The sequence below is a fragment of the Gardnerella sp. DNF01151 genome (assembly GCF_049244235.1).
GTDB lineage: Bacteria > Actinomycetota > Actinomycetes > Actinomycetales > Bifidobacteriaceae > Bifidobacterium > Bifidobacterium swidsinskii.
The window spans coordinates 1,349,318-1,375,110 of record NZ_CP058389.1; the positions used below are offsets into that span (position 1 = coordinate 1,349,318).

18 protein-coding genes and 2 tRNA genes are annotated in these 25,793 nt (G+C 41.9%); 1 reads left to right on the plus strand and 19 read right to left on the minus strand.

What is annotated here, in order from left to right; all coding sequences use genetic code 11:
• Nucleotides 1-147: 147 nt before the first annotated feature.
• The 15 genes from murD to HXT37_RS05755 all read right to left on the minus strand — a co-directional run bounded on the left by murD (nucleotide 148) and on the right by HXT37_RS05755 (nucleotide 19,984).
• Nucleotides 148-1,749, minus strand: coding sequence for a UDP-N-acetylmuramoyl-L-alanine--D-glutamate ligase (gene murD, locus HXT37_RS05685; RefSeq protein WP_102703203.1), 1,602 nt, complete (start codon nucleotides 1,747-1,749; stop codon nucleotides 148-150).
• 24 nt (nucleotides 1,750-1,773) lie between these two features.
• Nucleotides 1,774-2,877, minus strand: coding sequence for a phospho-N-acetylmuramoyl-pentapeptide-transferase (gene mraY / locus HXT37_RS05690; RefSeq protein WP_004108513.1), 1,104 nt, complete (start codon nucleotides 2,875-2,877; stop codon nucleotides 1,774-1,776).
• Between the two features lie 78 nt (nucleotides 2,878-2,955).
• Entirely contained in the window at nucleotides 2,956-4,545 is a 1,590-nt protein-coding gene (locus tag HXT37_RS05695; RefSeq protein ID WP_415693282.1) for a UDP-N-acetylmuramoyl-tripeptide--D-alanyl-D-alanine ligase, read from the minus strand.
• Nucleotides 4,546-4,636: 91 nt separating this feature from the next.
• Complete coding sequence (locus tag HXT37_RS05700; RefSeq protein ID WP_004108517.1) at nucleotides 4,637-5,662, minus strand: hypothetical protein; 1,026 nt, start codon at nucleotides 5,660-5,662, stop codon at nucleotides 4,637-4,639.
• A gap of 42 nt (nucleotides 5,663-5,704) precedes the next feature.
• Complete coding sequence (locus HXT37_RS05705; RefSeq protein WP_012914402.1) at nucleotides 5,705-7,546, minus strand: peptidoglycan D,D-transpeptidase FtsI family protein; 1,842 nt, start codon at nucleotides 7,544-7,546, stop codon at nucleotides 5,705-5,707.
• A complete protein-coding gene (locus HXT37_RS05710) occupies nucleotides 7,546-8,169 on the minus strand; it encodes a hypothetical protein (protein ID WP_102703206.1) in 624 nt (207 codons plus the stop codon). Before HXT37_RS05710 ends, HXT37_RS05705 begins: the two co-directional genes overlap by 1 nt.
• A 1-nt stretch (nucleotide 8,170) precedes the next feature.
• The gene (rsmH, locus tag HXT37_RS05715; RefSeq protein WP_033888517.1) at nucleotides 8,171-9,196 is read right to left on the minus strand and encodes a 16S rRNA (cytosine(1402)-N(4))-methyltransferase RsmH; all 1,026 of its coding nucleotides are present in this window, start codon (nucleotides 9,194-9,196) and stop codon (nucleotides 8,171-8,173) included.
• Nucleotides 9,197-9,207: 11 nt separating this feature from the next.
• Complete coding sequence (gene mraZ, locus HXT37_RS05720) at nucleotides 9,208-10,020, minus strand: division/cell wall cluster transcriptional repressor MraZ (RefSeq protein ID WP_102703207.1); 813 nt, start codon at nucleotides 10,018-10,020, stop codon at nucleotides 9,208-9,210.
• A gap of 729 nt (nucleotides 10,021-10,749) precedes the next feature.
• Nucleotides 10,750-12,087, minus strand: a complete 1,338-nt coding sequence (glnA, locus tag HXT37_RS05725; RefSeq protein WP_004107357.1) for a type I glutamate--ammonia ligase — start codon at nucleotides 12,085-12,087, stop codon at nucleotides 10,750-10,752.
• A gap of 198 nt (nucleotides 12,088-12,285) precedes the next feature.
• Nucleotides 12,286-13,008 carry a hypothetical protein gene (locus tag HXT37_RS05730; RefSeq protein WP_102703208.1) on the minus strand — a complete coding sequence of 241 codons (723 nt, stop codon included), beginning with the start codon at nucleotides 13,006-13,008 and terminating at the stop codon, nucleotides 12,286-12,288.
• A gap of 81 nt (nucleotides 13,009-13,089) precedes the next feature.
• Nucleotides 13,090-16,656: a DNA polymerase III subunit alpha gene (gene dnaE / locus HXT37_RS05735; protein WP_102703209.1), complete on the minus strand. Its 3,567-nt coding sequence runs from the start codon at nucleotides 16,654-16,656 to the stop codon at nucleotides 13,090-13,092.
• Between the two features lie 46 nt (nucleotides 16,657-16,702).
• Entirely contained in the window at nucleotides 16,703-17,641 is a 939-nt protein-coding gene (locus HXT37_RS05740; protein ID WP_102703210.1) for an RluA family pseudouridine synthase, read from the minus strand.
• Nucleotides 17,634-18,128: a signal peptidase II gene (locus HXT37_RS05745; protein ID WP_102703211.1), complete on the minus strand. Its 495-nt coding sequence runs from the start codon at nucleotides 18,126-18,128 to the stop codon at nucleotides 17,634-17,636. Before HXT37_RS05745 ends, HXT37_RS05740 begins: the two co-directional genes overlap by 8 nt.
• Before the next feature lie 96 nt (nucleotides 18,129-18,224).
• On the minus strand, nucleotides 18,225-19,553 hold the full coding sequence (locus HXT37_RS05750; protein ID WP_103013822.1) for a DivIVA domain-containing protein: 1,329 nt from the start codon (nucleotides 19,551-19,553) through the stop codon (nucleotides 18,225-18,227).
• 152 nt (nucleotides 19,554-19,705) lie between these two features.
• Nucleotides 19,706-19,984 carry a YggT family protein gene (locus HXT37_RS05755; RefSeq protein ID WP_102703213.1) on the minus strand — a complete coding sequence of 93 codons (279 nt, stop codon included), beginning with the start codon at nucleotides 19,982-19,984 and terminating at the stop codon, nucleotides 19,706-19,708.
• 173 nt (nucleotides 19,985-20,157) lie between these two features.
• On the opposite strand from HXT37_RS05755, the gene galE reads away from it, so the two are divergent.
• Nucleotides 20,158-21,168 (plus strand): UDP-glucose 4-epimerase GalE, encoded by a 1,011-nt coding sequence (gene galE, locus HXT37_RS05760; protein ID WP_101886115.1) that lies wholly within the window; start codon nucleotides 20,158-20,160, stop codon nucleotides 21,166-21,168.
• A gap of 48 nt (nucleotides 21,169-21,216) precedes the next feature.
• Here galE and HXT37_RS05765 read toward each other — a convergent pair.
• The 4 genes from HXT37_RS05765 to HXT37_RS05780 all read right to left on the minus strand — a co-directional run bounded on the left by HXT37_RS05765 (nucleotide 21,217) and on the right by HXT37_RS05780 (nucleotide 25,413).
• Nucleotides 21,217-21,289: transfer RNA gene (locus HXT37_RS05765), tRNA-Phe, on the minus strand.
• 43 nt (nucleotides 21,290-21,332) lie between these two features.
• Nucleotides 21,333-21,406 (minus strand) — tRNA-Asp (locus tag HXT37_RS05770).
• A gap of 102 nt (nucleotides 21,407-21,508) precedes the next feature.
• On the minus strand, nucleotides 21,509-23,560 hold the full coding sequence (locus HXT37_RS05775) for an ABC transporter ATP-binding protein (protein WP_410310319.1): 2,052 nt from the start codon (nucleotides 23,558-23,560) through the stop codon (nucleotides 21,509-21,511).
• Nucleotides 23,561-23,562: 2 nt separating this feature from the next.
• Entirely contained in the window at nucleotides 23,563-25,413 is a 1,851-nt protein-coding gene (locus tag HXT37_RS05780; protein WP_288231245.1) for an ABC transporter ATP-binding protein, read from the minus strand.
• Nucleotides 25,414-25,793 lie beyond the last annotated feature (380 nt).

Below are 25,793 nucleotides of genomic sequence, written 5' to 3' on the forward strand. Positions count from 1 at the left end.
CTTGCTGAAGTTCTAATAGATTTTTTAAAAGATTCAAATTTTTGCTTTTGGGAAGAATGAGAAGAATCTGAATCTGTTTCAATATGATCTTCCATAATAACTTCTGAGACTTTGCACGCTAATGAACGCAAAAACTTTTTAGGCTTATTACTGTTGAATACCATGATTATGCACCCATCGTTGAGATTCTTTAGCAAAACGATTGCCGCGATCGGCGTACGAAACAAATTGATCCATAGAGGCACAAGCAGGAGCAAGCAGAACAACATCACCAGGCTTAGCATAACGCCCAGCAGCTTCTACAGTTTGACGCATAACAGCCTCACCGAATGAAGAATCAGGATTTACAAGCGAAGTATTCTCAATATACTCACAAACTAAGTCATCAACGCAATCATATGATTTAGCGCAAGAACCATCTTGTGAAACAATAGTTACTGGAATGTGAGGAGCTGAACTGTGAAGAGCTTCAACAATTGGACGTTGATCTATTCCAATAACAACAACTGCTTTAATCACATGAAGTTGGTTTGCAATTAAATCTTCAAAATGACCACCTTTAGCTAAACCGCCAGCAATCCAAACAACCGAATTATTAGCAAAACTAGCTAAAGATGCACAAGCAGCATGAGCATTAGTTGCTTTAGAATCATCTACAAATCTAATACAATGCGAAGGATTTTCATCTTCAGACATCAAAGTCGCAACTGTTTGAATGCGATGACCTCCAGGAGCAAACTCGCGTAAAGCACGAACTGAAGAATCTACGTCACCAGTTAAACCTAAAGCTAACGCTAACGCAGTAAGAGCATCAGCTAATAAATGCGGATACACACTGCCATCAGGCTCGCACAGATGTTTTAGCTCACGCAATTCGACAATAGGTTTTAGAGTGCCTTTAGTTCCTCCAGCAACACCGCTGTTATCTACAATCCAACCATCTTTTACGCCAATTTCACCATCTTTAGGCTCTTCTAACGTAAAACCAATCTTTTTACAGCCATCAGCAACTTGTGCACAATCTGCCAATTTGCTTACACGCTCATCTTGAGCATTGTAAACCAAAGCTTTTTGCACATTATTAAATACTTTTGACTTGTCACGAGCGTACGCTTCCATGCCACCATGCCAATCTAAATGATCAGCAGCAATATTAGTAATAGCAGCACAATCAAGAGCTAAAGAATCAGTGAAATGCAATTGGAAAGAGCTTAATTCAACACATAAGGCATCATGCTCACATTCCAAAGCAGCATGTGACACAGACTTTCCAATATTTCCCACAGCTGGAGCATTTAATCCGCAAGCGGTTAGCATTGCAGAAGTCATTTCTGTAGTAGAAGTCTTACCATTTGTGCCAGTAACGCCAATCCAATAAGCAGGTTTATTCGTGCGCTGAGAAGGTACGCGCAAGCGCCATGCTAATTCAACTTCGCTCATTATTGGAATATTGCGCGATGCAGCTTCTTGCAAAAATGGCGTGCGAGGGTTAAATACTGGAGATGTAACAACAGCATCGATTTTAGACCAGTCTATTGCTGAAAAATCATGTATATCGGCATCAGGCTTATTTTCGTCTGCAGTCACAGGCTCAGATCCAACAGCGCACAAAACCTCAGCTGCGCCACGACCAGAAACTCCAAGACCTGCAACTAATACACGCTTAAAAGCAAATGCTTTATCGCTTGTGCACGACTTACAAGTAGATTCAGACGAAACAGATACTTCATTGCCATCGACAATATTCATATTGAAGCCTTCCAATTTTTGAAATTAAATAAGCAAGCCAGAATGCCCTGCCCAATCGGCGTAGAACATCATAAGTGCAGAAAGCACAAACATAAGCTCAATCATCCAGAATCGCACAACAACCTTAGTTTCCGTCCAGCCGAGCAATTCAAAATGATGATGAATAGGAGCCATTTTGAACACACGCTTATGCGTAGCTTTAAAGAATCCAACTTGAATAACGTCACTTGCAGCTTCCATTACAAATAATCCACCCAAAATCACAGCCAAAAACTCTGTGTGAGTTGCAATAGAAAGAGCTGCAAATAATCCGCCTAAAGCCAACGAACCAGTATCTCCCATAAATACTTGAGCAGGATTCGAATTAAACCACAAGAATCCAAAGCAAGCAACAGCAGCACAAACAGCAATAATAGTTAAATCGAGAGGATCAGAAACAGCGTAAGAGAATCCGAAATGACCGCCTCCGCGCACATGGTAGCTTTCCCAGAAAGCAATCAAAGCGTAACCAGCAAAAGCAATCATAGAAGATCCAGAAGCTAAACCATCAAGTCCATCAGTCAAGTTTACAGCGTTAGACCAAGCAGCAATAAGGAAATTAACCCAAACAATAAATACTACAATTCCTACACCGTTGCCGAGTATAGAAAAATCAAAAAATGGTTTTTCAATAAAACTCATTCCAGGTTGAGCGCTAGCAATACCAGATTGAGTTGGCAATAGCAATGACAAAAGCGCGTAAATACTTGCAAAAATAATTTGACCAGTAAACTTCGCATGTACAGAAAGACCAAGATTCTGCTTTTTACGAACCTTAGCAAAATCATCAATAAAGCCAAGCAAACCCATTGAAAGCATTGCAAACAGCACCAAAACAGCAGACCATGAAGGCGAGCGACCAACAGAAACATATCTATAAAGAGCAGAAGCAGCCCAACCTGCTACTACAGCAAAGTTAATAACAACACCGCCCATAGTTGGCGTGCCGCGCTTTACTAAATGAGATTGTGGTCCATCTTGGCGAATGTACTGACCGTAGTGCAAACGATGCACTAAACGAATAAGCAAAGGCGTGCCAACAATCGTAACTACGAGCGACACCACAATTCCTACAATAAGCGCAATCACCGCTTAACCTCCGTTTACTGTTCCGTTTGCTATAATACTTAATTTATTAATTTCACACTTATATTGAGCATCGAGCAGTTAAATATTTGCCCAATGTTCAGCAAGCACACTCAAGCCTGAAGCATGAGAGCCTTTCAATAACACAACACTACTCGGATGCTCGGCCACAATTTTCCAAACAATATCATCAGCCTCATCCGCACTGTGCACAAAGTAGACTGCATCGTGAGAAGAAAGTAGTTTATTCTTCCAAGAAGAACGTGCACCTTGAGCAATACAGTGAGCTAATTTATCTAAGTCAGAGTCCGTTTTTGAACCAACAGCAACAACTGCATCGACACTCGAATTTGCCACATATTCTCCAATATTTGTGTGCAATTCATCTTCGTTGCTGCCAAGCTCCAACATAGAACCAAGAACCGCTATACGGAAAGGTTTCGAAGATGCACTACAAGAATCATTTTCATAGGCGCACAAACCATCGATTCCTGCTTTCATAGAATCAGGATTTGCATTAAAGGAATCATCAATAAGTGTAAATTTCTCGTCATTCTTAGAAACTGTACTCAATTGCATGCGATGCGGGCTAATATGCGAAACTTTAGACAGCACAGAAGCAATATCATCTAAAGTCATTCCCAAATATCTAGCAACATTTGCTGCTGCAAGCGCATTCATAACATTATGCTCGCCTTGTATAGCAAGATGCACTTCAATATGATTCATTAGATCAGAAGAATTACTACGTTCAGTGGTAGTAAAAACTGCTTTACCAAAAGAATCTAACTTTATATTACTAGCTGAAAGTTGGTAGTCATCTTTACTAGCTGATTCCAGCAATCCGTTTTTAACATTTCTACCGAACCAGCGCACATGCTTATTTTCTACAAGACAAGACATTGCAGAAACTCGCTTATCGTCGGAATTTAATACTGCTATGCCATGTGGCAAAAGCCCACGCACAATCTCACTTTTTGCTTGCGCAATGCGCTCAACTGAGCCAAATTCACCTAAATGAGCCACACCAACTTTAAGCACTATTGCGAGATCCGGAGGAGCAATATGAGTTAAATTGGCAATTTCGCCAACATGATTAGCTCCCATTTCTGCTATTAAAAATCGAGTATTACTGCCAACTTGCAAAGCAGTAAGAGGCAAACCAATATTATTATTAAAAGATCCAACAGGAGCAACTGTTTCGCCTAGCGTGCTCAACAAAGCCTTCAACATATCTTTCGTTGTTGTTTTGCCAACGGAACCAGTAATACCAATAATAGTGAAAGGTTTGTTAAGATTGCGGCGAAGTTCCAAATTATGTTTAGCTAGCAAGCCCAGCGCTTCTATAGAATTATTCACAACTATTTGATTGAGATTAGTGCCTTCGACAACATGTTCAACAATAGCTACAACAGCTCCAGATTTTTCAGCATTCTTTACATAATCATGACCGTCAACATGTTCACCAACTATAGCTACGAACACAGAACCGTTACGGATTTGACGAGAATCACTAAAAACGGAATTTGCAACTAAATCTGTGTCACAACTATTAAACTCGTGTATTTCCCCATGAACAGCTTTAGCAATTTCGCTTATGCTCATAGGCATCATATCGGCATGATCTAAACTCTCAGCATTGCTGGCACACGAAGTTTCAACACAACTCATAACATCCTCCAAATTAGCCACATAATTAAAAGCTCTTAAACAAAACTCACGCAATTAATTTATTTGAAAACTCGAATGAAATCAGCATAATTCAGTGCAGTTCATGCGAAACTCGCAGCGCACTTTTAATAGTCCCACGACGAACACCAGCAGCTAACACCATTGCAATAGATAATGAAAGATGCCGCTGCACATCATTGCCACCAATTTGATCCGCTAATTCAGCTAATTCGTCAGACTCAGCCGATCTAGTAACACAATAAGCGTGCTCTCTTCCAGAAAAACCATAACGTTGACGCAACGCATAAAAACTCATGCCGGTTGCATATGCCGGGTAAAGCGGTGAAGAAGATGCCTTTGCACTAACTTTCACATTTGAGGCTGCATCTTTAGATTCAGAATTAGTATCAGAACTATCTTTAGACTTAGCATCAGATTGAGAATCAGACCCTGCGCCAGAATTGCTTTCATTCTGAGTTTGCTCAACGCCAAGAACATCAATACTGACGGATTGTAACGCGTTCTTAGCTAAAGTTGCAGAATTAAGTGCAATAACAACAGCTGCAGCACCATCTTCTGCACACACAGATAAAGCATGCTGTACATCTGCAATATTTAAAGGATATTGCAAAGACAATTCGCGCTGCAATGAAGTAGATCCAGCATCACTAATAACACCAACAGGATTGCCTAACATATGCAAAAAATCAGCTAATCGCAAAACATTAGCATGGATCTCATCATCATCGTCACCAGCAATCGCAAATATTGCAACGCATGAAGAAGGATCTGCATTAATATCACAAGCAAGCTTGCCCAAAGCAACTGGATTAGCAGAAGAAACAAGCAAAGGCAGACCTAAATCTGCAGCCTCACCACGAAATTCTGGTGAAACTAATGCAGCATATGCCCCAGCATCACGTGCAGCTTCAAGCTGACGACGATCGATATGACCAATTGGCACAAATAATCCACCAGGACGCACATGACGCACATCATGAGCAATAGAAGTAATAGTTACCTCTGAAGCAAACGCAGGAACAACTTCAAAACCATAATTTTTTGCAGCAAAACCTAGCGTCACTCTAATTCTAGAGTATTCATCAACCGCACTCATTGCACACCCTACTTTATAGATAACAACATTGTAATGCGTACACTACCAATTCACAGGAACAGGATTTGTGCGTGGAGAAGAAGCTGGAATATCATACTTTTGCATTAAGAATTCTCCAATAGTTTTGAACAGTGGACCTGCAGTCATACCACCATAAATACCTTGTGGATCACGCAAAACAACTGTTATGACGAAGCGAGGATTATCCGCTGGTATAGCACCCGACCAGTCGCTGATTGTAGAGCTAAGTTTACCATCAGCGCCAGCAACTTCAGCTGTACCACTCTTTGCAGCAACACGATAACCATCGACACCAGCAAATCTGTGATAATGCTCACCAGAATTTTCCAAAGCATTCATCATTTGTGCAGCAACATTTTCATCCAAAACGCGCGTTCCTGCAGGACGAGGAGACTTCGTAACTCTACCATTAGAATCTATAACGGATTTAACTATTGACTGACGCAACCTAACGCCTTTATTTGCAATAGTTGCAATCGCATTAGTAAGCTGCAAAGCATTCACAGCATAACCCTGACCAAACAGAACGGTATCTTTCTTACGACCATCCCAAGCTTGAACGCTAGGAAGCAAGCCACAAGATTCTCCTTGCAAATTCAATCCCGAGTACTGACCAAGACCAAATTTATAAAGATACTCATAGCGTTTATCTATCGGATATTTTTCACCAGCCATAACCATACCGACGTTAGAAGATTCCGAAAGAATACCAGCTAATGTCCAACGCTCAACACCATGGCTAACAGCATCATGGAATGCTTGACCGTTCTTATTAAGAGTATTAGGAACAGCAAATTTATCAGTAAGCTTATGCGCACCAGTTTGTAACATTCCAGACATTGAGAAAGCTTTACCAATAGAACCAGGCTCAAAGGTTTGGCTTACAGCTCTAGAAACATTCACCTTAGCTTGCGTTGTTCCAGCTTTAATCTCATCAGTATCTTCCAAAGCAAGTATTTCGCCAGTACGAACATCTTGCACTATTGCAATACCCCAAGTTGCATGATATTTTTTCTTGCCATCAAGCAAAACTTTTTTAACATACCAATCGACATCGCTATCGATTGTGAGCTTAACATCACTTCCGTTGATTGCAGGCTTAGATTCAGTTACAGTACCAGGAATTTTCTCATTTCCTGCATTATTACCTTGATAACGCTGATATCCGTCCACGCCATTCAAAGTTGCATCTTTAGTAAATTCAAGACCAGTAACACCAACCTCACCTTTACGATCTTTAATATCTTTACGATTAACTTCATCGGCATTAGCAACAGCACCAATAACAGATCCAAGAATAGGTCCGCTTGAATATACTCGTTCACTACTGTTCTCTGCATAAATACACCCAGAAAGATTCAAATCGTCAATGGCACGTTTCATTGCAGGAGTCACGTTACGTTTCAATAAAACGTAACGACCAACGCCAGCCAGTTTTCCACCAAGTTCTACAGAACTCATGTGCAAAATCGGAGCAAGCAAACGGGCGACCGCCACAGCGCCCGTGCCTTCTACAGGCTTGCCATTAAGCATATGACAGTTATGCTCGGTTTGTTTTGTGCAAGGAGTCGGAACAAAAGCCTGAGCATTAAGTGGATCTCCAATAATATTAAATCGCTCAACACTTTGAGCCAACACAGCACCATTAGCATCAAGTATGCGCCCACGACGTGCAAGAATTGGTCGCACACGACTACGCTCAGCCTGAGCTGCTTGTGCAGTTGAGCGAGCATTAATAATCTGTATAAAACTTAGCTTTACTATTGCACCAACACCAATTAACGCAAAAACAATTGCAATTACGGTGCACTTACGCGCAAATATCTGCTGAGGAGCGAAACGTTGTTTGATTAAGTGGCGCATCAATGTTTCTCCTGTTTTGCTTTCTGTTGATATTGACGATTTTGTTGGTCTTGTTTTTGAGTTTTATTTGAGTTATTTGTTTGTTTTGAGTTATTAGTTTGTTTTGAGTTATCGGCTTGTTTTTCGTGCTTAGTTTTCTCAGAATGACTATGTTTTCGTTTTGCTGCATAATCACTCAAGTCAATAGAAATAGAACCTTGTTGCGGAACCATTCCCATTCGTTGCGCTCTTGCAGGAAGTTCAGATTCCAAAGTATCTAATTTCGCTTGACGAGCTTCCACATCCTGATGCAAACGAGAAATACGCATCTGTACTGCAGTTTGGTCGAAGGAAATCTCTGCCATTTGCGTACGCAAAAGAAGCGAAGTCAACAACGTAACAACCATAAAAATCACAATAATCATGCAATTCACAAGAGGTACTTTGCGCGTATTGCTCCATGTCATAACCTTGCTGAATCGTTCAAGCACAGCAGAAGATTTACGTTGAGATGGGTTAAACACCGAAGGAGCAGAATTATGTACGTATTCTTTACGAGTCGAATTATCTTTAGTACGACCAGCTGGAGCTGAAGCAGAAGACGCAGAAGAGCGCAAAACACGATTTTGCATGTTCAATACCATGTCAGCGACCTCCTTTTATAGCTTTACGACCAGCCGCCTCATCTTCAAGCCTTGGAATCCAACGCTCCGGGATAGGGCGGCATAATTCGACAGCGCGCAAACGAACTGAAGAAGATCTAGTGTTATGAACAATTTCTTCTTTAGAAGCTTTCATAGCTCCGCGAGTAAGAGCTTTAAAGAACGGCTGAGCATCATCAGGAATAACAGGCATGTTTGCAGGAACATCAACTGTTAATCCTTGATTCATAAAACGTTTTACAGCTGTATCTTCCAACGAATGATAAGATTCAACAACTAAGCGACCATGCTCACGAAGATGTAAAGCAATTTTAGGAAGAGTACGGCTCAATTTATCTAATTCACCGTTCACTTCAATACGCAAAGCTTGGAACACTCGTTTTGCTGGATTTCCAGTAGCGCGATGAGCTTTCGGAATTACAGAGTCAACTAAGCTAACCAACTGACCCGAAGTAGCAATAGGCTCCGTAGCACGAACTTCAACAATACGACGAGCAATAGGAGAAGCAAAACGTTCTTCACCATACTCTCGGAAAATTCTAGTTAATTCTCGAGAATCATAAGTAGCTAAAATCGTTGCGGCAGTAGTTGCTTGCGTCGTATCCATACGCATGTCAAGTGCTGTATCGTGAGAATAAGAAAAACCGCGATCAGTTTCGTCAATTTGCAAACTTGAAAGACCCAAATCCATAAAAGCAGCATCAATACGGTCAATGCTGTTTTCTTGTAGCACTTCATCAATCTCATCGAATGCTGCATGTGCAGGAATAAAACGATTCTCGAGACCTTCGCTGCGCATTCTTTGCGTTGCTAACGAAAGTGCTTCAGAATCACGATCAATACCAATAAGTGTTGCAAAAGGCGCAGCTTTAAGAAAAGCAGTCGCATGACCAGCAAGGCCTAAAGTGCAATCTACTACTATTGCGCCTTTGTGTTGCAAAGAAGGAGTAACTAAATCAACACAATCTTGCAATAATACCGGTGCGTGAATAGCTGTAATATCTTTCATAGCATCAGTCATCACATCACCGCCGGAAGTACATCGTCAGCAATATCTGCATAACCTTGCTCACGATCGGCAAGATATTCTTCCCAAGCAGACTTATTCCAAATCTCTGCACGCGTACCAACACCAATAACAACAATTTGATCGCCCAAATTGGCGTAATCTCTTAACATTGGCGGCACAACAATGCGTCCCTGCTTATCTGGCTCTTCATCAACAGCACCAGAAAGGAACACACGAAGATAATCGCGAGCTGACTTATTGCTCATAGATGTGCTCTGAATTTGCGTTGCCATACGCTGGAACTCAACCATAGGTAGCACGTAAACACAATGCTCCTGACCGCGAGCCATAACAAAACCAGTCCCGAGCTGAGAACGGAATTTTGCAGGAAGTGCAACACGACCTTTATCGTCAATTTTTGGAGTATAAGTGCCTAACAAAATAGGTGTTGCTGGATGAGTTGACACAGCTTCTTGATATTGAGAAGCATAAAAAGGTGCAACTGGCATAGCTGCAGCTTGTGCAGACGAATCAGCAGCGCCGGACGGAGTGGAGGTGAAAACCGGTGCTGGCATATATTGCTGCATTGCTGGCATAACAGTTGAAGGCATACCATAATAACCCTGAATTGACTGCTTAGACTGTACAGGTTGAACAGGCTGAACGTATTGCTGCTGAGACACTTGTGAATCTTGCATTTGCAGTGGCATCTGCGATTGCTGAGAAACATTTGAATCAGCAGCTTGTTGAGCCTGATTTATGGAATGCGAAGAGGAAGAATTGGCGTTATTGCGCGGTTGCTTATCAGCAGCACGACGTGCCATACTCCACCTCCTTAACTCAACATGTACTATGCCATTTACACGTTGTTCACCATTTTACCCCATTCCTCCCCAAAAATCCCCACTTTTTTACAAAATTTTTGATTTTTTTGAAGCAAACCACCAATAGAAAACAAAAGACCCTCACGCAGCGCGACGACCTGCCTGAGCGCTGCGATTTAGCGCGCGAAGGCAACTCGGAGCGCCGAGCTTGCTCAGAGTTGAAAGCACAGTGTGCTTTCACCGCAAGCGAGGTCTGCCTTCGTCTCGATTGACGAAGGCAGGGCAGAGTTGCGTGGTTGCGCTTTAAAAACTAGGTTGTGGTTAGTGTGCGCTGACGACCTGCCTGAGCGCTGCGATTTAGCGCGCGAAGGCAACTCGGAGCGCCGAGCTTGCTCAGAGTTGAAAGCACAGTGTGCTTTCACCGCAAGCGAGGTCTACCTTCGTCTCGATTGACGAAGGCAGGGCAGAGTTGCGTGGTTGCGCTTTAAAAACTAGGTTGTGGTTAGTGTGCGCTGACGACCTGCCTGAGCGCTGACATTTAGCGCGAAGGCAACTCGGAGCGGAAACTCGCTAAAGTTGGAAGTCCAGTGGACTTCCAACGCGAGTTTCGTAAGCGAGCGCGTAATCCGCGCGAGCGCAATCTGCAGCAGTGTCCCAAAACATCAAACAAAAGGCCCTAACGCAGTACAGTTTCTGCGTTAAGGCCTCTAAAGTACAAAGTCACTCGCGTTACAAACGCGGCAAATACTTCTCAAGCTCAAAAGGCGTAACCTGACGACGGTACTCTTCCCACTCTTGATGCTTATTGCGCAAGAAGTACTCAAAAGCGTGTTCACCTAATACGCTTGCAACGAAGTCCGAGCGCTCCATAATCTTTAGTGCTTCATCCAAGGATTCCGGCAATGGCTGAATACCCATTGCTTGACGCTCAGCATCAGTAAGCTCCCAAACATCGTCGCTAGTTGGATCGCACAAAGTCATTTGCTTTTCAATACCATCCAAACCGGCAGCAAGAAGCACAGAGTAAGCAAGATACGGATTCGCCACAGGATCTAGCGCACGGAATTCCATTCGGCAAGAATTGCCTTTACCAGGCTTGTATTGCGGCACACGCAGAAGTGCAGAACGGTTGCTATGACCCCAGCAAACGTAGCTAGGAGCTTCCGCACCACCCCACAAACGCTTGTAAGAGTTCACATATTGATCAGTTACAGCGCAAATTTCTGAAGCATGATGCAAAATACCAGCCGCAAATTGACGCGCAATAAGAGACATATTAAATTCTTGACCTGCCTCATAAAAAGCGTTCGTGTCACCTTCGAACAAACTCAAATGCGTATGCATACCCGATCCAGGCTGATCAGTTAGCGGCTTTGGCATAAAGCTTGCATACATTCCGCGCTCAAGAGAAATTTCCTTAACTACAGTGCGGAAAGTCATAATATTGTCCGCGGTAGTAAGAGCATCTGCATAACGCAAGTCAATTTCGTTTTGACCAGGACCGCCCTCGTGATGCGAGTATTCTACAGAAATACCCATTTGCTCAAGCATACTAACTGCACTACGACGGAAATCCATAGCCGAACTTCTAGGAACGTGGTCAAAATAGCCACCCTCATCAATCGGCACAGGAGCTTTGGACCAATCATCTTGAGCTTCAAACAAATAAAACTCAATTTCCGGATGAACGTAGAAAGTAAATCCTTTTTCTTTCGCTTTTGCGAGCGCAGTCTTCAAAACGTGACGAGGGTCTCCCAGTGAAGGCTCTCCGTCTGGAGTTAGCACATCGCAGAACATGCGCGCTGTGCCTTCTGGACCTCCATGCCATGGAAGAATTTGGAACGTCGACGGATCCGGCTTCACAATCATATCGTCTTCTAGGACGCGAGTCATGCCTTCTATTGCTGAGCCGTCGAACCCTATTCCCTCTTCAAAAGCTGCTTCTAATTCAGCAGGGGCAATAGCAACGGATTTAAGCGTGCCTAAGACGTCCGTAAACCAGAGTCGAATAAAACGCACGTCTCGCTCTTCAACAGTACGTAGAGCAAACTCTTGTTGTCGATCCATAATAAACCCCTTGGGTATCATCCGGTTGTATGCATAGCCACACACATATGCATATTCACGTGCAATTGTAGTGTATTATTTCGTATTGCGCTTCATATGTTGAGCTTATCTGCAATGAATTTACGTAATTGTAATGAAATTTCTACTTTCTAACGCAACTTCTTCAATTTAATATGCCAATTAATTGCTTAATTATTTTTACTTTCTTTTGCCATATTTTTGGAATAGCTCGTACGCGTTCGCATCGCTCAAATCGTCACTATTGGACATTTCTATATTTTGTTTCGAAATAGTTTCAACTGTTTCCATGCCAATAGCTAAATCTTCTACTGTACGCGACCACACAGCTAATGCCATAGGCGCAACTATTTCTTGCGGTTCGCAATTATATTCGTAAACTTTTGCAGTTAATTTATCAGCTCTATTTGTAATGAGCATAACATCCATTCCACGGAAGAAATCAACAAATTTTTGCACTGCTTCTTCCGGCTCATTGCCGTCCAAATTTTTTAATACTGCAACAGCACCTTGCTCTTCATCGAAGCATCGTGCTGAAACACTAGCCATTTTGCAAAAAGCAGCCAGTAACTGAGCAGGCTGCACATACGTAATCATTAACGCAACTTTTGCTTTATTTCCAAGCAAACCTTGCAAATCTTCTTCAAAATTAGCTTCTTCAATATTGCGCATAGCTTGATCAAGAAAATCATTTTCTTGATTATCGTCGCTTTTTTGGTTATTTTCTAAATTTTCGCTATTTAAATTTTCTTGCGACTCTTCTTTAAATTCACGTTCAAATCCAGCGAGCGCATTATCTAATTCCGCATCAGTAAAAGAAGTGCGCACAGAATCGTCATTGTTACGCTCACCATCATTTTTACGCTTATCGTCACTGTTACGCTCGTCACCGTTGTTTAACATATTCGTTATTTCCTCCTCTTTCAATGTAATCCTTAAAGCATACCTAGTTTTATATTTTATCAAATCAGTAGTGCATATTTTCTACGCGCTAGGCAAACAACTAGATCCAAAAACAATTTTCATTTCAGCAAACAAAGAAGTATCTCGTTTTACGCGGAAACGATCTCCAAAAGTAAGAACTTGCGCCTTGCCTGTATCGTCGACAAGAGCCAAGCGCACTTCACAGCAGCCTGGATGTCGGCTCAAAATATTACTTAATTGCGCAACACGACCTTTATCTAGAACTTTACGAGGAATAACAACTGTTAAAGGTCTCTCATCCACTGATTCAAGAGTTGGTATTTCAAACTCTGTAGCACGCATGGAAACAGTTTCATCACGCACTTCAACTTGTCCACGAATACGCACAACTTGATCAATTGCAAGTTCTTGCGCTGAAGCTTCGTACACTTTGCCAAAGAACATGCATTGTATTGAACTTTCCATGTCTTCAACTGTGACAATCGCCCAAGCATTACCTTTTCGAGACACTCGCCTATCTACGCTCGTAACTAGGCCTGCAATAGTTACTTGCTGACCGTCGCTCATAGTTCTTGCTCTGTCGATCAGTTGAGCGATTGACATCTCACGTAAATCTGCCAAAACTGCAGACAATCCGCTTAGTGGATGATCAGAAACGTACAATCCAAGCATTTCTCGCTCAAAATTAAGCTTTGTCTTTTTATCCCACTCTTCAACATCAGGTACAGTAATTTGCATATCTCCCATACCGTTGTCGTCATCCAAGTCAGAAGACGAATCAAGATCAGCAAATAAATCAAACTGACCCTCTGCCTGCTTCCGCTTAAGCGCAATCACAGAATCAATTGCAGGATCACAAATTTGAAACAGCGCACGACGATTTGAATCAATAGAATCAAAAGCTCCAGCTTTAATAAGCGACTCTACTAAACGTCGATTAAGTGCACTAATAGGAACACGTTGTACAAAATCCATAAAGTTTACGAAACGTCCGCGCTCACCTTCACGCTCAGTAATAATATCGTTTACTGCTTTGTCTCCAACGTTACGAATAGCACCCAAACCAAAGCGCACAACATCTCCAACTGCAGAATACTCAAGAACAGACTCGTTTACATCAGGTTGCAAAACTTGAATACCCATGCGCCTTGCCTCGCCCAAGTACAGTGCAGTTTTGTCTTTATTCGTACGTTCGTTTTGAAGCAAAGCTGCCATAAATTCCACAGGATAATGCGTTTTTAGGTATGCAGTCCAGTAAGAAATCAAGCCATAAGCTGCAGAGTGAGCTTTATTAAACGCGTAACCAGAGAACGGAACCAAAACATCCCACACAGCTTGTGCAGCTTCTTCAGAATATCCGTGAGCTTTCATACCTTCAAAGAATGGCACCTGCTCTTTTGCCAGCACTTCCGGCTTTTTCTTGCCCATTGCTCGACGTAACACATCTGCTTTACCAAGACTGTATCCTGCTAAAATACGCGCTGCAGACTGCACCTGCTCCTGGTAAACAATTAAACCGTAAGTTTCGTCCAAAACTTCCTTTAACGGCTCAGCAACTTCTGGATGAATAGGGATAATATCTTGCAAACCGTTCTTGCGCTTAGCATAATTCGTATGCGAATCCATATCCATAGGACCAGGCCTGTAAAGTGCAATCAAAGCCGAAATATCGTTGAAATTATCCGGTTTCAAAGTACGTAGAAGCGCACGCATACCGTCGGAATCAAGCTGGAAAACGCCTAAAGTATCACCCCTAGAAAGCAGTTGATAAGTAGCTTTATCGTCTAACGGAATCTTAGTATAATCAATCGGATCCTTCCCATTATTTTCGATATTTCGCAAAGTATCGCGAATAACTGTCAAGTTGGAAAGACCCAAAAAGTCCATTTTTACAAGACCGAGCGTTTCACAAGTGTGATACTCAAAAGTTGTAGTAATAGTACCGTCAGTGCGCTCTAAAAGTGGCGAAGTGTTTGTGATTGGCTCCGAGCCCATGATTGTTGCACAAGCGTGCACACCTGTTTGACGAATCAAACCTTCAATGCCCTTAGCTTCTTCCGTAATGCGATGAGTATCTGAATCCGTGTCGTACATTTCGCGAAACTCGCGCGCTTCAGCGTAACGTTTTGATTTTTCGTCGAAAATATCGTGCAAGCTCATATCTTTGCCGTTTTTAGCAGGAGGAAGAACTTTCGTAATTTTTTCGCCTACTGAAAACTCGTAGCCCATAATACGCGCAGAATCTTTAAGAGCTTGCTTCGTTTTAATAGTTCCGTAAATAACGCACTGAGCAACTTTATCTCTACCGTATTTTTCGCCCACGTATTCAAGAACTTTGGCCCTGCCATCCGGGTCAAAATCAACGTCAATATCTGGCAAAGATACGCGCTCCGGGTTTAAGAAGCGTTCAAAAATCAGACCATGCTTCATAGGATCAAGCTCTGTGATGCCCATTGCGTACGCAACCATAGCGCCTGCAGCAGAACCACGACCAGGACCTACCATTACGCCATGCGCTTTAGCCCAATTAATATAATCTGCAACAACTAAAAAGTATCCGCAGAATTGCATTTGGCAAATCACACCGCACTCGTAATCAGCCTGCTTTAAAACTTCCATTGGAATGTTGTTATTGTAACGACGCTCCAAACCTTCCTCGACTTTTTTAAGGAATAGCGAAGTCTCATCCCAACCTTCCGGGCAGTCAAATTGCGGCATAAAAGCGCCATCTTCGCCGTCGTCGAACATAACATTGCATCGACGAGCAATCTCAAGCGTGTTATCGCAAGCTTCTGGAAATTCTTTAAAAAGCTCACGCATTTGCTCAGCGGACTTCAAATAGTATCCTGAACCGTCAAACTTAAAACGGTCAGGATCGTCCAAGCGCGAGCCGGAATTAATGCAAAGCATAGCATCTTGCGCTTCACGATCTTCTTCATGAACGTAATGCAAATCGTTCGTTGCAAGAAGAGGTGCGTTAAGTTTTTTTGCAATTTCAAGCAAGTCTTTAGTTACGCGCGTTTCAATAGAAAGCCCGTGATTCATAAGCTCAATAAAGAAATTGTCACGCCCGAAAATATCTTGAAACTCGCCAGCTGCTCGTAAAGCCTCTTTGAACTGACCTAAACGAAGACGCGTCTGGATAATTCCAGAAGGACATCCTGAAGACGCAATTACACCTTTTGAGTAGGTTGAAAGCACGTCTTTATCCATACGTGGGTAGCGCATAACTCTACCCTCAAGATTCGCCACAGACGAAGCTTTAAGAAGATTTGTTAAGCCAGTATCGTTTTCCGCCCACAAAGTCATATGCGTAATTAAACCGCCGCCAGAAACGTCATCTGCACGCTGATCTTCCGTGCCCCAATGCACGCGACTTTTGTCTTGTCTTGCTGTTTCCGGAGTAACATACGCTTCTATACCAATAATTGGCTTAATTCCAGCTTTTACAGCCGTACTCCACATTTCGTACGCGCCGTGCATGTTGCCATGATCCGTAATAGCTACAGCCGGCATGCCTAATTCTTTAGCGCGCGCCACTAAATCAGGTATTTTTGACGCACCATCTAGAAGTGAATAATGCGTGTGATTGTGTAAATGCACAAAATTGGTTTCCGGCTGAGTCATAAAAGATATTCTATAAGCGAAAGTTGACTGAAAAAATGCAAAAACGTTACTTTAATAATGCTCGCATAGCTTCTAACGCGTGTTGCAAATCAAGAGGATAATGTGACTTTACTGTAACAGCTTTACCGGTTCGAGGATGTGTAAAAGTAAGTTCCATAGAATGCAACCATTGACGTTGCAACCCAAGTTTTTGAGCCAAAACTGGGTTCGCTCCATACATTGAATCCCCAACCAAAGGGTGACCTATAGACGAAAAATGGACGCGTATTTGATGTGTACGACCAGTTTCCAAATTAACGCTTACTAACGTTGCTTGACTAAAACGCTCAAGCACATCCCAGTGCGTAACAGCAGGCTTGCCGTCAGAAGTAATAGTAAAACGAAAATCAGATACTTTTGCGCGACCTATAGGAGCATCAATAGTAGCTTTATCTTGCGCTAAATCTCCTTGAACAAGCGCATGATACGTTTTTTTAACGATATGCTTTGCAAACTGATTTTTCATTACTTCATAAGCAAAATCTGTTTTACAAACTAGCATTAATCCGCTTGTTCCAACGTCTAATCTGCTTACGATTCCTTTGCGCGATTCGTCGCACAGCGTTGTTTTTATATCTATTCCAACAGCTTCTAGGCATTCTGGAACTGTCGGCCCACTCCATCCCTTTGCTGCGTGAGAGGCAACTCCAACAGGCTTATCTATTACAACAACATCGTCGTCATTATAAATAATTGGAATATTACATACAGAAGATTCATTATTTTGCTCTTCTTTTTGTTCTGCACTTTCTTTTTGATCGACAACAATCGTATCGCCATCTTGCAAAATGGAGGATTTTTGCGATTTTCTACCTAAGATTTTCGCTTGGTTACGCTCAATAAGAGATATCGCACTTGCACGCGAAACTCCCATTAGTTTTGATAAGCAAACATCAAATCTGCAGCCGGAAAATTGGCTTGTAACGTTAAAGCAAATATCACTCATCGGCATGCTCGAAAAGAGGAATCCCAATCAAAATAAGGCATACGACTGCGATTCCTGCAAACATAAGCTCAATATCTGCAACGTTCCCAACAGACCAACCGTAGTTTATAAAATCTACGACTTTGCCATTCAAAAAACCTTGAGCATATTGCGCTCTATCAATGAGGTTTCCAAAAGCTCCAGCAAACGCTAGAGCAAACGCAATAGTCCAATACAAAGATTTTGTGTGCTTAATAGCCGCTATCATGGCACCACAAGCAGCACAAGCTAATACGCTAATAACCCATGTAAAAGAAGAACCTAAGCCAAATGATGCTCCAGGATTTCGTACAAGAGTTAAAGAAAGCAAGTGCGGCACAAGCTCAATGTTTTTCCCGTCACTAAGCGTCGCCAAAGCCCAAAGTTTTGTTATGCGATCTAGCACAACACCAATAAAAACAATTAGTGCAAAAACGGCTACGCGAGTACGTAGCCGTTTCACACGCACATCTCTATGCGTCAATATTTATCCGATCTTTAGTAATTCAAATAGTATCGGTGCAGTGCGCAACATTTTAAAATATCAGTCACGCACTGCTAAAAACTACTCTTGCTTACCAGATTCTTCACCCTGCTTGTTACCTAATGCAGCATAGGTATTTTCATCAGAAACTTGAGCAACCAACTGACCAAGGAAATCAGTCAAGCGAGTACGATATTCAGTTTCAAACTGCTTGAGACTCTGAATATTCCCTTCAATAACTTGAGTTTGCTTCTCAAGATTCTCACGTACCTGACGAGCATATGCATCAGCAGCTGTACGAGTTGTAGAATCATAGTCTGCAGCACGATGCTGTACTTCAGCTTCATACTGGTCAGCTTGATCGTGCGTCTGCTTAGAGTAATCATCAGCAGCTTGACGAACCTTACCAGAGTAAGCATCAGCTTCATTGTGAGCACGAGCAGCATAAGAATCAGCATCGCTGCGAGTACGAGTAGAGTAATCGTCAGCATCGGCATGAGTCTGCTTGCTGTATTCTTCAGCTTCAGAACGAGTGCGTGCAGAATATTCATCTGCTTTAGCAACAGTTTCGTTATAACGAGCTTGGCTCTCTTCAACAATTTGCTGAGCCTTAGCCTTGCCCTTATCTACATATTGATCATGCAATTGCATAGCAAGAGTCAACATTGCAGTTGCACGCTCTGGCTCAGAACCTTGTGCTTCTGCACCAGCACCAGCAATCTTTTGCAAGCTACCAGTTTCAGTATTTGGTTCCATCTTAGCAACCTGCTTTCGAAGCTGCTCTTCACGCTGACGAGACTCTTCCAACTGCTTGGAAAGTTCCTCAATCTTAGTGTTTTCTTGCTGAGTGACAACAAGCTGCTGGCGAACAGTTTCAAGCTCGCGACCCAAGTTTTCGCTACTTGCACGGAAGTCGTCACGCTCGCGAGTAACAGTTTCAAGCTCTTTTTGAACCTGCTTAGCATTGTCTGCTTGAGCAGTTTGAGCAGTCAACTGATCTACCTGTGCACCCAAACCATCTAACTGTTCCTTCAACTGCTGGTTTTGAGCAGTCAAAGCACGATTACTTTCTTCAGCTTCACGCAACTTAGTTGCAGTAGCTTCAAGTTGAGAAGCAGCTTCATTTGATTCACCCTGCTTCTTAGAAGCATCACGCAATGCCTCATTTTCTTTAGTTAAGGATTCTACCTTAGAAGTTAACTCAGCAATCTTCGTATTCAAACCCGCAACATCACGGCCAAGAGATTGCGTGGAAGCCCCTAGGCCCTGCACTGCCTGCTGACCGAGTGCTTCTATTGTTTCTGTAACCTGATCGAGAAACTCGTCGACCTCGTCAACGTCATAACCTCCCTTAAAACGTACAATTTGGAAGGTATGCTCTCGAATGTCCTTAGGCGTCAACAGAGTCATATGCTTTACACCTCGCTTTTTGGGCATAGCCCTTTGATATATATCTATTCGATGCTATCACGTCCGCAGAAAATTAGTGCGGTTAATACAAAAATTTATGCAACAAAACGCCGCTTTTATAAAAATTACGCGTTAAAAAACCATAAACTCATCTATAACCAAATTTGAAGAACGTATAAAGCAAAATATAAAAGCATATAACTTACGTCAATACTAATATTTCCACAACGAGTTGGCGGAATAAACTTGCGCAATACGCGCAATGGCGGCTCTGTTATGAAATAAACAATTCGTATTAGAAAATTAAAAACACCTCTAGGACGCATACGAGGAACAAGCACAAATAACCAATCTGCAACCATTCGAATAATCATTATTATCAAATAAGCGCGTATTAGCACACGCAATATAGATAACGCAACAAATATCATTCGAACATCACCTTACAAAATAATACAACTGACACATTCAAGTTAAGCATACGCTGCAGAATCAAAATGCGAGAATAACAGATGCTATGCAACAGATGCATATCATTAAACTTCAGTTTTACGAGATATAATCTCACTGATTGTATTGATATTATTCAAAAGGAAGGTCTACAATGACTGTTCTTGTTACAGGTGGATGCGGATACATTGGAGCACACGTAGTTCACGCCTTACATGAAACAAAGCAAAATGTCGTCGTCGTTGACGATTTAAGCTACGGAAAGCCTACAAGAATTGAAGGCGCACGTCTTTATGGTATGGATATCTCTTCTCCTGATGCAGGAAAGCGACTTGCGCAAATCATGAAGGACGAGAATGTTGATGCTGTAATTCACTTTGCTGCTAGAAAGCAAGTTGGAGAGTCCGTAGAAAAGCCACTTTGGTATTATCAACAGAATATTAACGGCATGCTTAACGTGCTTGAAGGCATGAAAGATAGCGGAGTTAAGAAGCTCGTATTTTCTTCTTCTGCAGCAACTTATGGCGTACCTCCTGTTGAAGTTGTACCAGAAGATGTTGTGCCAATGTTGCCAATTAACCCTTATGGTCAAACCAAGCTTTTTGGCGAGTGGATGGCACGTGCTTGCGAGCACACATACGGAATTCGCTTCTGCGCACTGCGTTACTTCAACGTAGCTGGATGCGGTCCGGTGGAATTGGAAGATCCTGCGATTTTGAACTTAATTCCTATGCTTCTTGACAGACTACAGCGAGGAAAAGCACCTGCTATTTTTGGCGACGACTATCCTACTGCTGATGGCACTTGCATTCGCGACTATATTCACGTTTCTGATTTAGCAGACGCGCATATTGCGGCACTCACGTATTTGGATCGCGACGAGCGCAAGTACGATGCTTTTAACGTAGGAACTGGTAAGGGCACGTCTGTGCGCGAAATTGTTGACGAAGTGCGCAGAGTTACCGGTTTACCATTTAAAGAAACTGTTCTTGATCGCAGAGCTGGAGATCCTCCACAGCTTATTGGCAGCACGAAGCGAATTAACGAAGAAATGGGATGGCATGCTCGCTACGACGTTAAGGATATCGTAGAATCTGCTTGGGCAGCTTGGCAGGCAAATCCTGAGCATCATATTGATGTTGATTCGTGGAAGCAGCTTGACTAGCGAATAAAACAAAACGCGCGGCACAAATCGTGTCGCGCGTTTTTGTTGTGGCTCCGAGCGGGATCGATCCGCTGACCTAACGATTTTCAGTCGTTCGCTCTACCAACTGAGCTACAGAGCCATGACGAATAAAAAACCCGGCGAACCGGGTATTCTATTAATCGCGACCCCGGCCGGACTTGAACCGGTGACCTCCGCCGTGACAGGGCGGCGCTCTAACCAACTGAGCTACGGGGCCGTGGCTTTGTTCTCTCGAACAGCCGAGTCACTATCTTACAGAATCCTTAGCAAAATGCAAGTGCCGCGCGTGTTCGGCGTGTTGCCGCACAAAATCAAGCTATTATTCAAGCTCAACAGCTCCAGTGCAAAGCTGATAATACTCCCCACGTTTTGCCAATAATTCCTCATGTGAACCGCGCTCAATAATGCGACCGTGATCCAGCACCATAATCACATCAGCATTGCGCACTGTAGACAGTCTGTGAGCGATTACAAACACAGTACGCCTTTCCATCAAAGAATCCATTCCATGCTGAACTAACTCTTCAGTATGCGTGTCAATCGATGAAGTTGCTTCATCGAGAATCAACACAGGCGGATTTTCTACTGCAGCACGAGCAATAGAAATAAGCTGCTTCTGACCTTGAGAAAGCCCTTCACCACCATTGTTAAGCTGCGTATTGTATCCGTCAGGAAGATGAGAAATAAACGCGTCAGCATGAGCTAATTTTGCAGCTTGAATACAATCTTCGTCGCTAGCATCAAGATTTCCATAACGAATATTGTCCATTATTGTGCCTGTAAATAAATTCACATCTTGCAAAACAGTGCCAATAGCGTGGCGCAAATCCGTTTTGCAAATATCGCGCACGTCAATGCCATCATACAAAATTTGCCCATCATCGATGTCGTAAAAACGCGTAAGAAGGTTAGCAATAGTAGTTTTTCCAGCACCTGTAGCTCCAACAAGAGCAACTTTTTGACCAGGTTTTGCAAACCACGTAATATCGTGTAAAACAGGATGATTTTCTTTGTAACCAAACACAACATCCGTAAAACGCACGTCGCCTCGAAGCAAAGTATAGCGGCCATCCTTAGAAGTGCGAGCATCTCGCTTTGCATGGCACACAATCTCTTGAGCCATTTCACTTAAGTTTTGAGCGCGCTTTTTAGCTTTAGTACCATTATCTTGCTTTGATCTTTTCCAAGCCCAATAAATATTGCTTCCTTCAGATTGTTCATCTACTTCTTCAAGCACATCAAATGCTGATTTTTCTCCAAGATCTTCATCAGACTGAAGTACACGCACTTTAACTAATTGCACACTGCCAGAATCAAGTTCTGGCTTTTCATCAAGTAACTCAAAAATACGAGAAGCTCCTGCAAGAGCCATCATAAGTGCGTTAGCTTGCATTGTAATTTCGCCAATAGGGTTAATAAATGCGCGCGAAAGTGCCAGCAAAGATATAAGTGTACCCAATGTAAGAGTACTAGATCCAGCTAATCCCAGCGTTGGCAGACCTGCTGAAGCAGCCCACGCACCGAGTAAAGCAATTAATACATAAAGCAAATAGCTTGCATTACTAATAACAGGCATTACATTATTTGCATAAGAATTTGCACTTGCAGAAATTTTTTGCACTTTTTCTATGCAATTATCTAATTTTTCAATAGAATCTGTCTCATGATTAAAAATTTTAATCACTTTGCTGCCTGTTGCAGATTCTTCAACAAACTCATTTAGCTCACCTAATGCATGCTGGAATTGCTCAAATAGACTGCCAGATTTCTTTAGCATAAAACGCACTAAATAAAGCAATATTGCAGTAAATATAACTACAAAAACTGCAACCGGAAGCGATAGGCACATAATAGATATAAACGCTGCCAAAATTGACATTAGTGCAGAAAAAGAGTCCGGAAATGCCCACGAAATTGCCTCACGAAGAACCTCAGTATCGTTTGTGTAACGACTCATAATATCGCCGTAACCTTGAGAATCTAAGTAACGCAATGAAAGCTTCTGCTGATGCTTAAACATAGAATCTCGCAAATCACGCATAACACTTTCAGATATATTCGCAACAAGTCTGCTCCAAAGCCAAGAACAAAACACACCAACAGCGTAAACACTTGCCATCAGAATAATCATGCGAACAAGAGGCGTCCAATCCTGATTATGCTTACCAACAAGCGGAAGAATATACGAGTCCACAAGAGATTGCAAAAACACTGCACTTGCAGCTTGCACAATTGCGCTAACTATTATTGATGCAATAATTACGTAAATTTTAACTCGATACACCAGCACATAAGAGGCAAGTCTGCTAAGAGTTTCCCAACTAATAGCTGAATCATTTTTAGAAGAGTGAGCCGTTTTATTCTTAGCCATTGTTATTTAGCTCCTTCTTCTTTAGTTGCGCCAGTTATGCTACTTTTTTCTTGAGAAATCGCCATATTTCTGTAAAATTCACAAGACTTAAATAATTCATCATGCGAACCGTTAGCAACAACACGACCATCTTTAAGAACAACAATAATATCTGCATGTTCGATTGAAGATATGCGCTGAGCAACGATAATTTGCGTAGAATCAGGCATAAACTTTTTCAAGCCATCGCGAATTTTACTATCCGTTTTCATATCAACCGCACTCATCGAGTCGTCGAGGATTAAAATTTTCGGCTTCCTCAAAAGTGCGCGCGCAATGCACAAACGCTGTCGTTGACCACCGGAAACATTCTTACCGCCCTGATCAATATGCGTATTGTAGCCATCTGGTAAATCTTTAATAAACTCATCAGCACAAGCAATTTCGCAAGCTTGACGCAAATCATCATCGCTTGCTTCCGCTCTACCCCAGCGAAGATTTTCTGCAATTGTGCCACTAAACAAAATATTTTTTTGTAGGACAACGCCAACTTCTCCACGCAAACTAGAAGAATCATAATCGCGAATATCTTTTCCACCTACAAAAAGAGTGCCAGAAGTTACGTCATAAAGTCTTGCAATTAATTGCACTAAACTTGATTTTCCAGATCCCGTTGCACCAACAACACCAACAGTTGCTCCAGAAGGAATAGATATATTTATATCATGTAAAATTTCCTGTTCTGCTGGAGCAGATTCATCTGTATTATCTGATTGAGGATAGCGTAACGAAACATTTTCAAAACGCACAGAAGCGTCAGAAAGCTTTGTCAGCGGATGCTTGGAAACAACTTCAGTATTTCGAGATTGCAAAACATGTGAAATACGATGCATCGAAGCTCGAGCTGTTAACGACATTACAAAAACTGCAACTAAATTCGCTAAAGCAAACAAAATTTGCAAAGCATACACTACTAATGCAGCAAGATTTCCTGTTGTTAAACCAAAAGCAGGATTATTTCCCGAAGCCACAATTTCGTGCGAAGCCAACCACGCAATAAGTAGCATGCCAGAATAAAAACATAAGTTAAACAAAGGAATACTACAATTTAACACATACTCAGCTTTAATAAAATAATCATAGATTTTATGTGAAATACGCGTAAAACGACTTATTTCATAATCAGAACGCACATAAGACTTTACGATGCGAATATTATGCAAATTCTCGCCAACTCTATTATTCATCTCGTCAATCATTCGATAAATTCGAGAAAATGCTGGAGCAACTATACTAGCTCCAACAGCGCCAATTGCACCAATAATAGGCACGAAAGAAAGAAAAACCCACGAGATAGCAGGGCTAATTGAAAAAGTAAACCACCAAGCAGTGATGATAATCATAACGCTGCGAACACCAGAGCGAATAATCATTTGGTAAGCAAATTGCACATTTGACACATCGCTAGTCATACGCGTAACAACAGTGCCGCTAGAAAACTTATCTAAATCAGAAAAACTTAAACTTTGTAAGCGTGAAAACATGTTGTGACGTAAATTTTTACCGAAACCAGCACTAGAATGCGCGCAACAAATACCAGAAATAACGCCTGCAATCATTGCAATTGCAGCAAAAATAAGCAATTGCAAACCATAATATTGCACAACTTCTTGAGAACGTGACATAATGCCAAAATCAATAAGATTTGACATTACTGTAGGGATCTCAATTTGCATAGCAGCTTCAACGAGAATAGTAACAGCTGTTAAGACGCCGAGAAAACGGTACTTTTTTAAAGATGACAGAATCGTACGCAATGCGCGAGGAGGATTATTTTTAATTTTTCGCGAATTGTCCTTCAAATTCCCCGCCATTGTGCTCCTCCCCATATATAATGTAATGTGTAGGTTTAATAATATCACTTCTCAAATTTTAACTATTGCGCATGGAAATATTCCCGCATTGAGTTATTTAATTACCAAATGCATAAATAGATTAATCTTTGACATATTAGCATACAGACAAATCACATACGAAAAAGTGCTTCTACAGATTCAACTTACAAAAACCATTAATTTCATCTTATAAAAGTTATATACTGAAAAAATGTATATTCGCATGTATAAAGAGGTACTGTTATGAATATAAAAAAGCTATTAATAAAATGCTTACTTGCTCAGTAGCATTATCCATGTCTTTTTTACTATCATTGCAAGCTCAAGCCAACACCCAAGAAGAAACTTATTGAGCAACA

Coding starts and splice junctions, on each gene's coding strand:
- glnA (WP_004107357.1), bottom strand. CDS start 12,087: ATGGATCGACAACAAGAGTTTGCTCTACGTACTGTTGAAGAGCGAGAC.
- HXT37_RS05730 (WP_102703208.1), bottom strand. CDS start 13,008: ATGTTAAACAACGGTGACGAGCGTAACAGTGACGATAAGCGTAAAAAT.
- dnaE (WP_102703209.1), bottom strand. CDS start 16,656: ATGACTCAGCCGGAAACCAATTTTGTGCATTTACACAATCACACGCAT.
- mraZ (WP_102703207.1), bottom strand. CDS start 10,020: ATGGCACGTCGTGCTGCTGATAAGCAACCGCGCAATAACGCCAATTCT.
- HXT37_RS05750 (WP_103013822.1), bottom strand. CDS start 19,553: ATGACTCTGTTGACGCCTAAGGACATTCGAGAGCATACCTTCCAAATT.
- HXT37_RS05700 (WP_004108517.1), bottom strand. CDS start 5,662: ATGAGTGCGGTTGATGAATACTCTAGAATTAGAGTGACGCTAGGTTTT.
- HXT37_RS05695 (WP_415693282.1), bottom strand. CDS start 4,545: ATGAGTTGTGTTGAAACTTCGTGTGCCAGCAATGCTGAGAGTTTAGAT.
- HXT37_RS05710 (WP_102703206.1), bottom strand. CDS start 8,169: ATGGTATTGAACATGCAAAATCGTGTTTTGCGCTCTTCTGCGTCTTCT.
- HXT37_RS05740 (WP_102703210.1), bottom strand. CDS start 17,641: ATGAGTGATATTTGCTTTAACGTTACAAGCCAATTTTCCGGCTGCAGA.
- HXT37_RS05755 (WP_102703213.1), bottom strand. CDS start 19,984: ATGATATTTGTTGCGTTATCTATATTGCGTGTGCTAATACGCGCTTAT.
- HXT37_RS05705 (WP_012914402.1), bottom strand. CDS start 7,546: ATGCGCCACTTAATCAAACAACGTTTCGCTCCTCAGCAGATATTTGCG.
- galE (WP_101886115.1), top strand. CDS start 20,158: ATGACTGTTCTTGTTACAGGTGGATGCGGATACATTGGAGCACACGTA.
- HXT37_RS05780 (WP_288231245.1), bottom strand. CDS start 25,413: ATGGCGGGGAATTTGAAGGACAATTCGCGAAAAATTAAAAATAATCCT.
- murD (WP_102703203.1), bottom strand. CDS start 1,749: ATGAATATTGTCGATGGCAATGAAGTATCTGTTTCGTCTGAATCTACT.
- HXT37_RS05775 (WP_410310319.1), bottom strand. CDS start 23,560: ATGGCTAAGAATAAAACGGCTCACTCTTCTAAAAATGATTCAGCTATT.
- rsmH (WP_033888517.1), bottom strand. CDS start 9,196: ATGAAAGATATTACAGCTATTCACGCACCGGTATTATTGCAAGATTGT.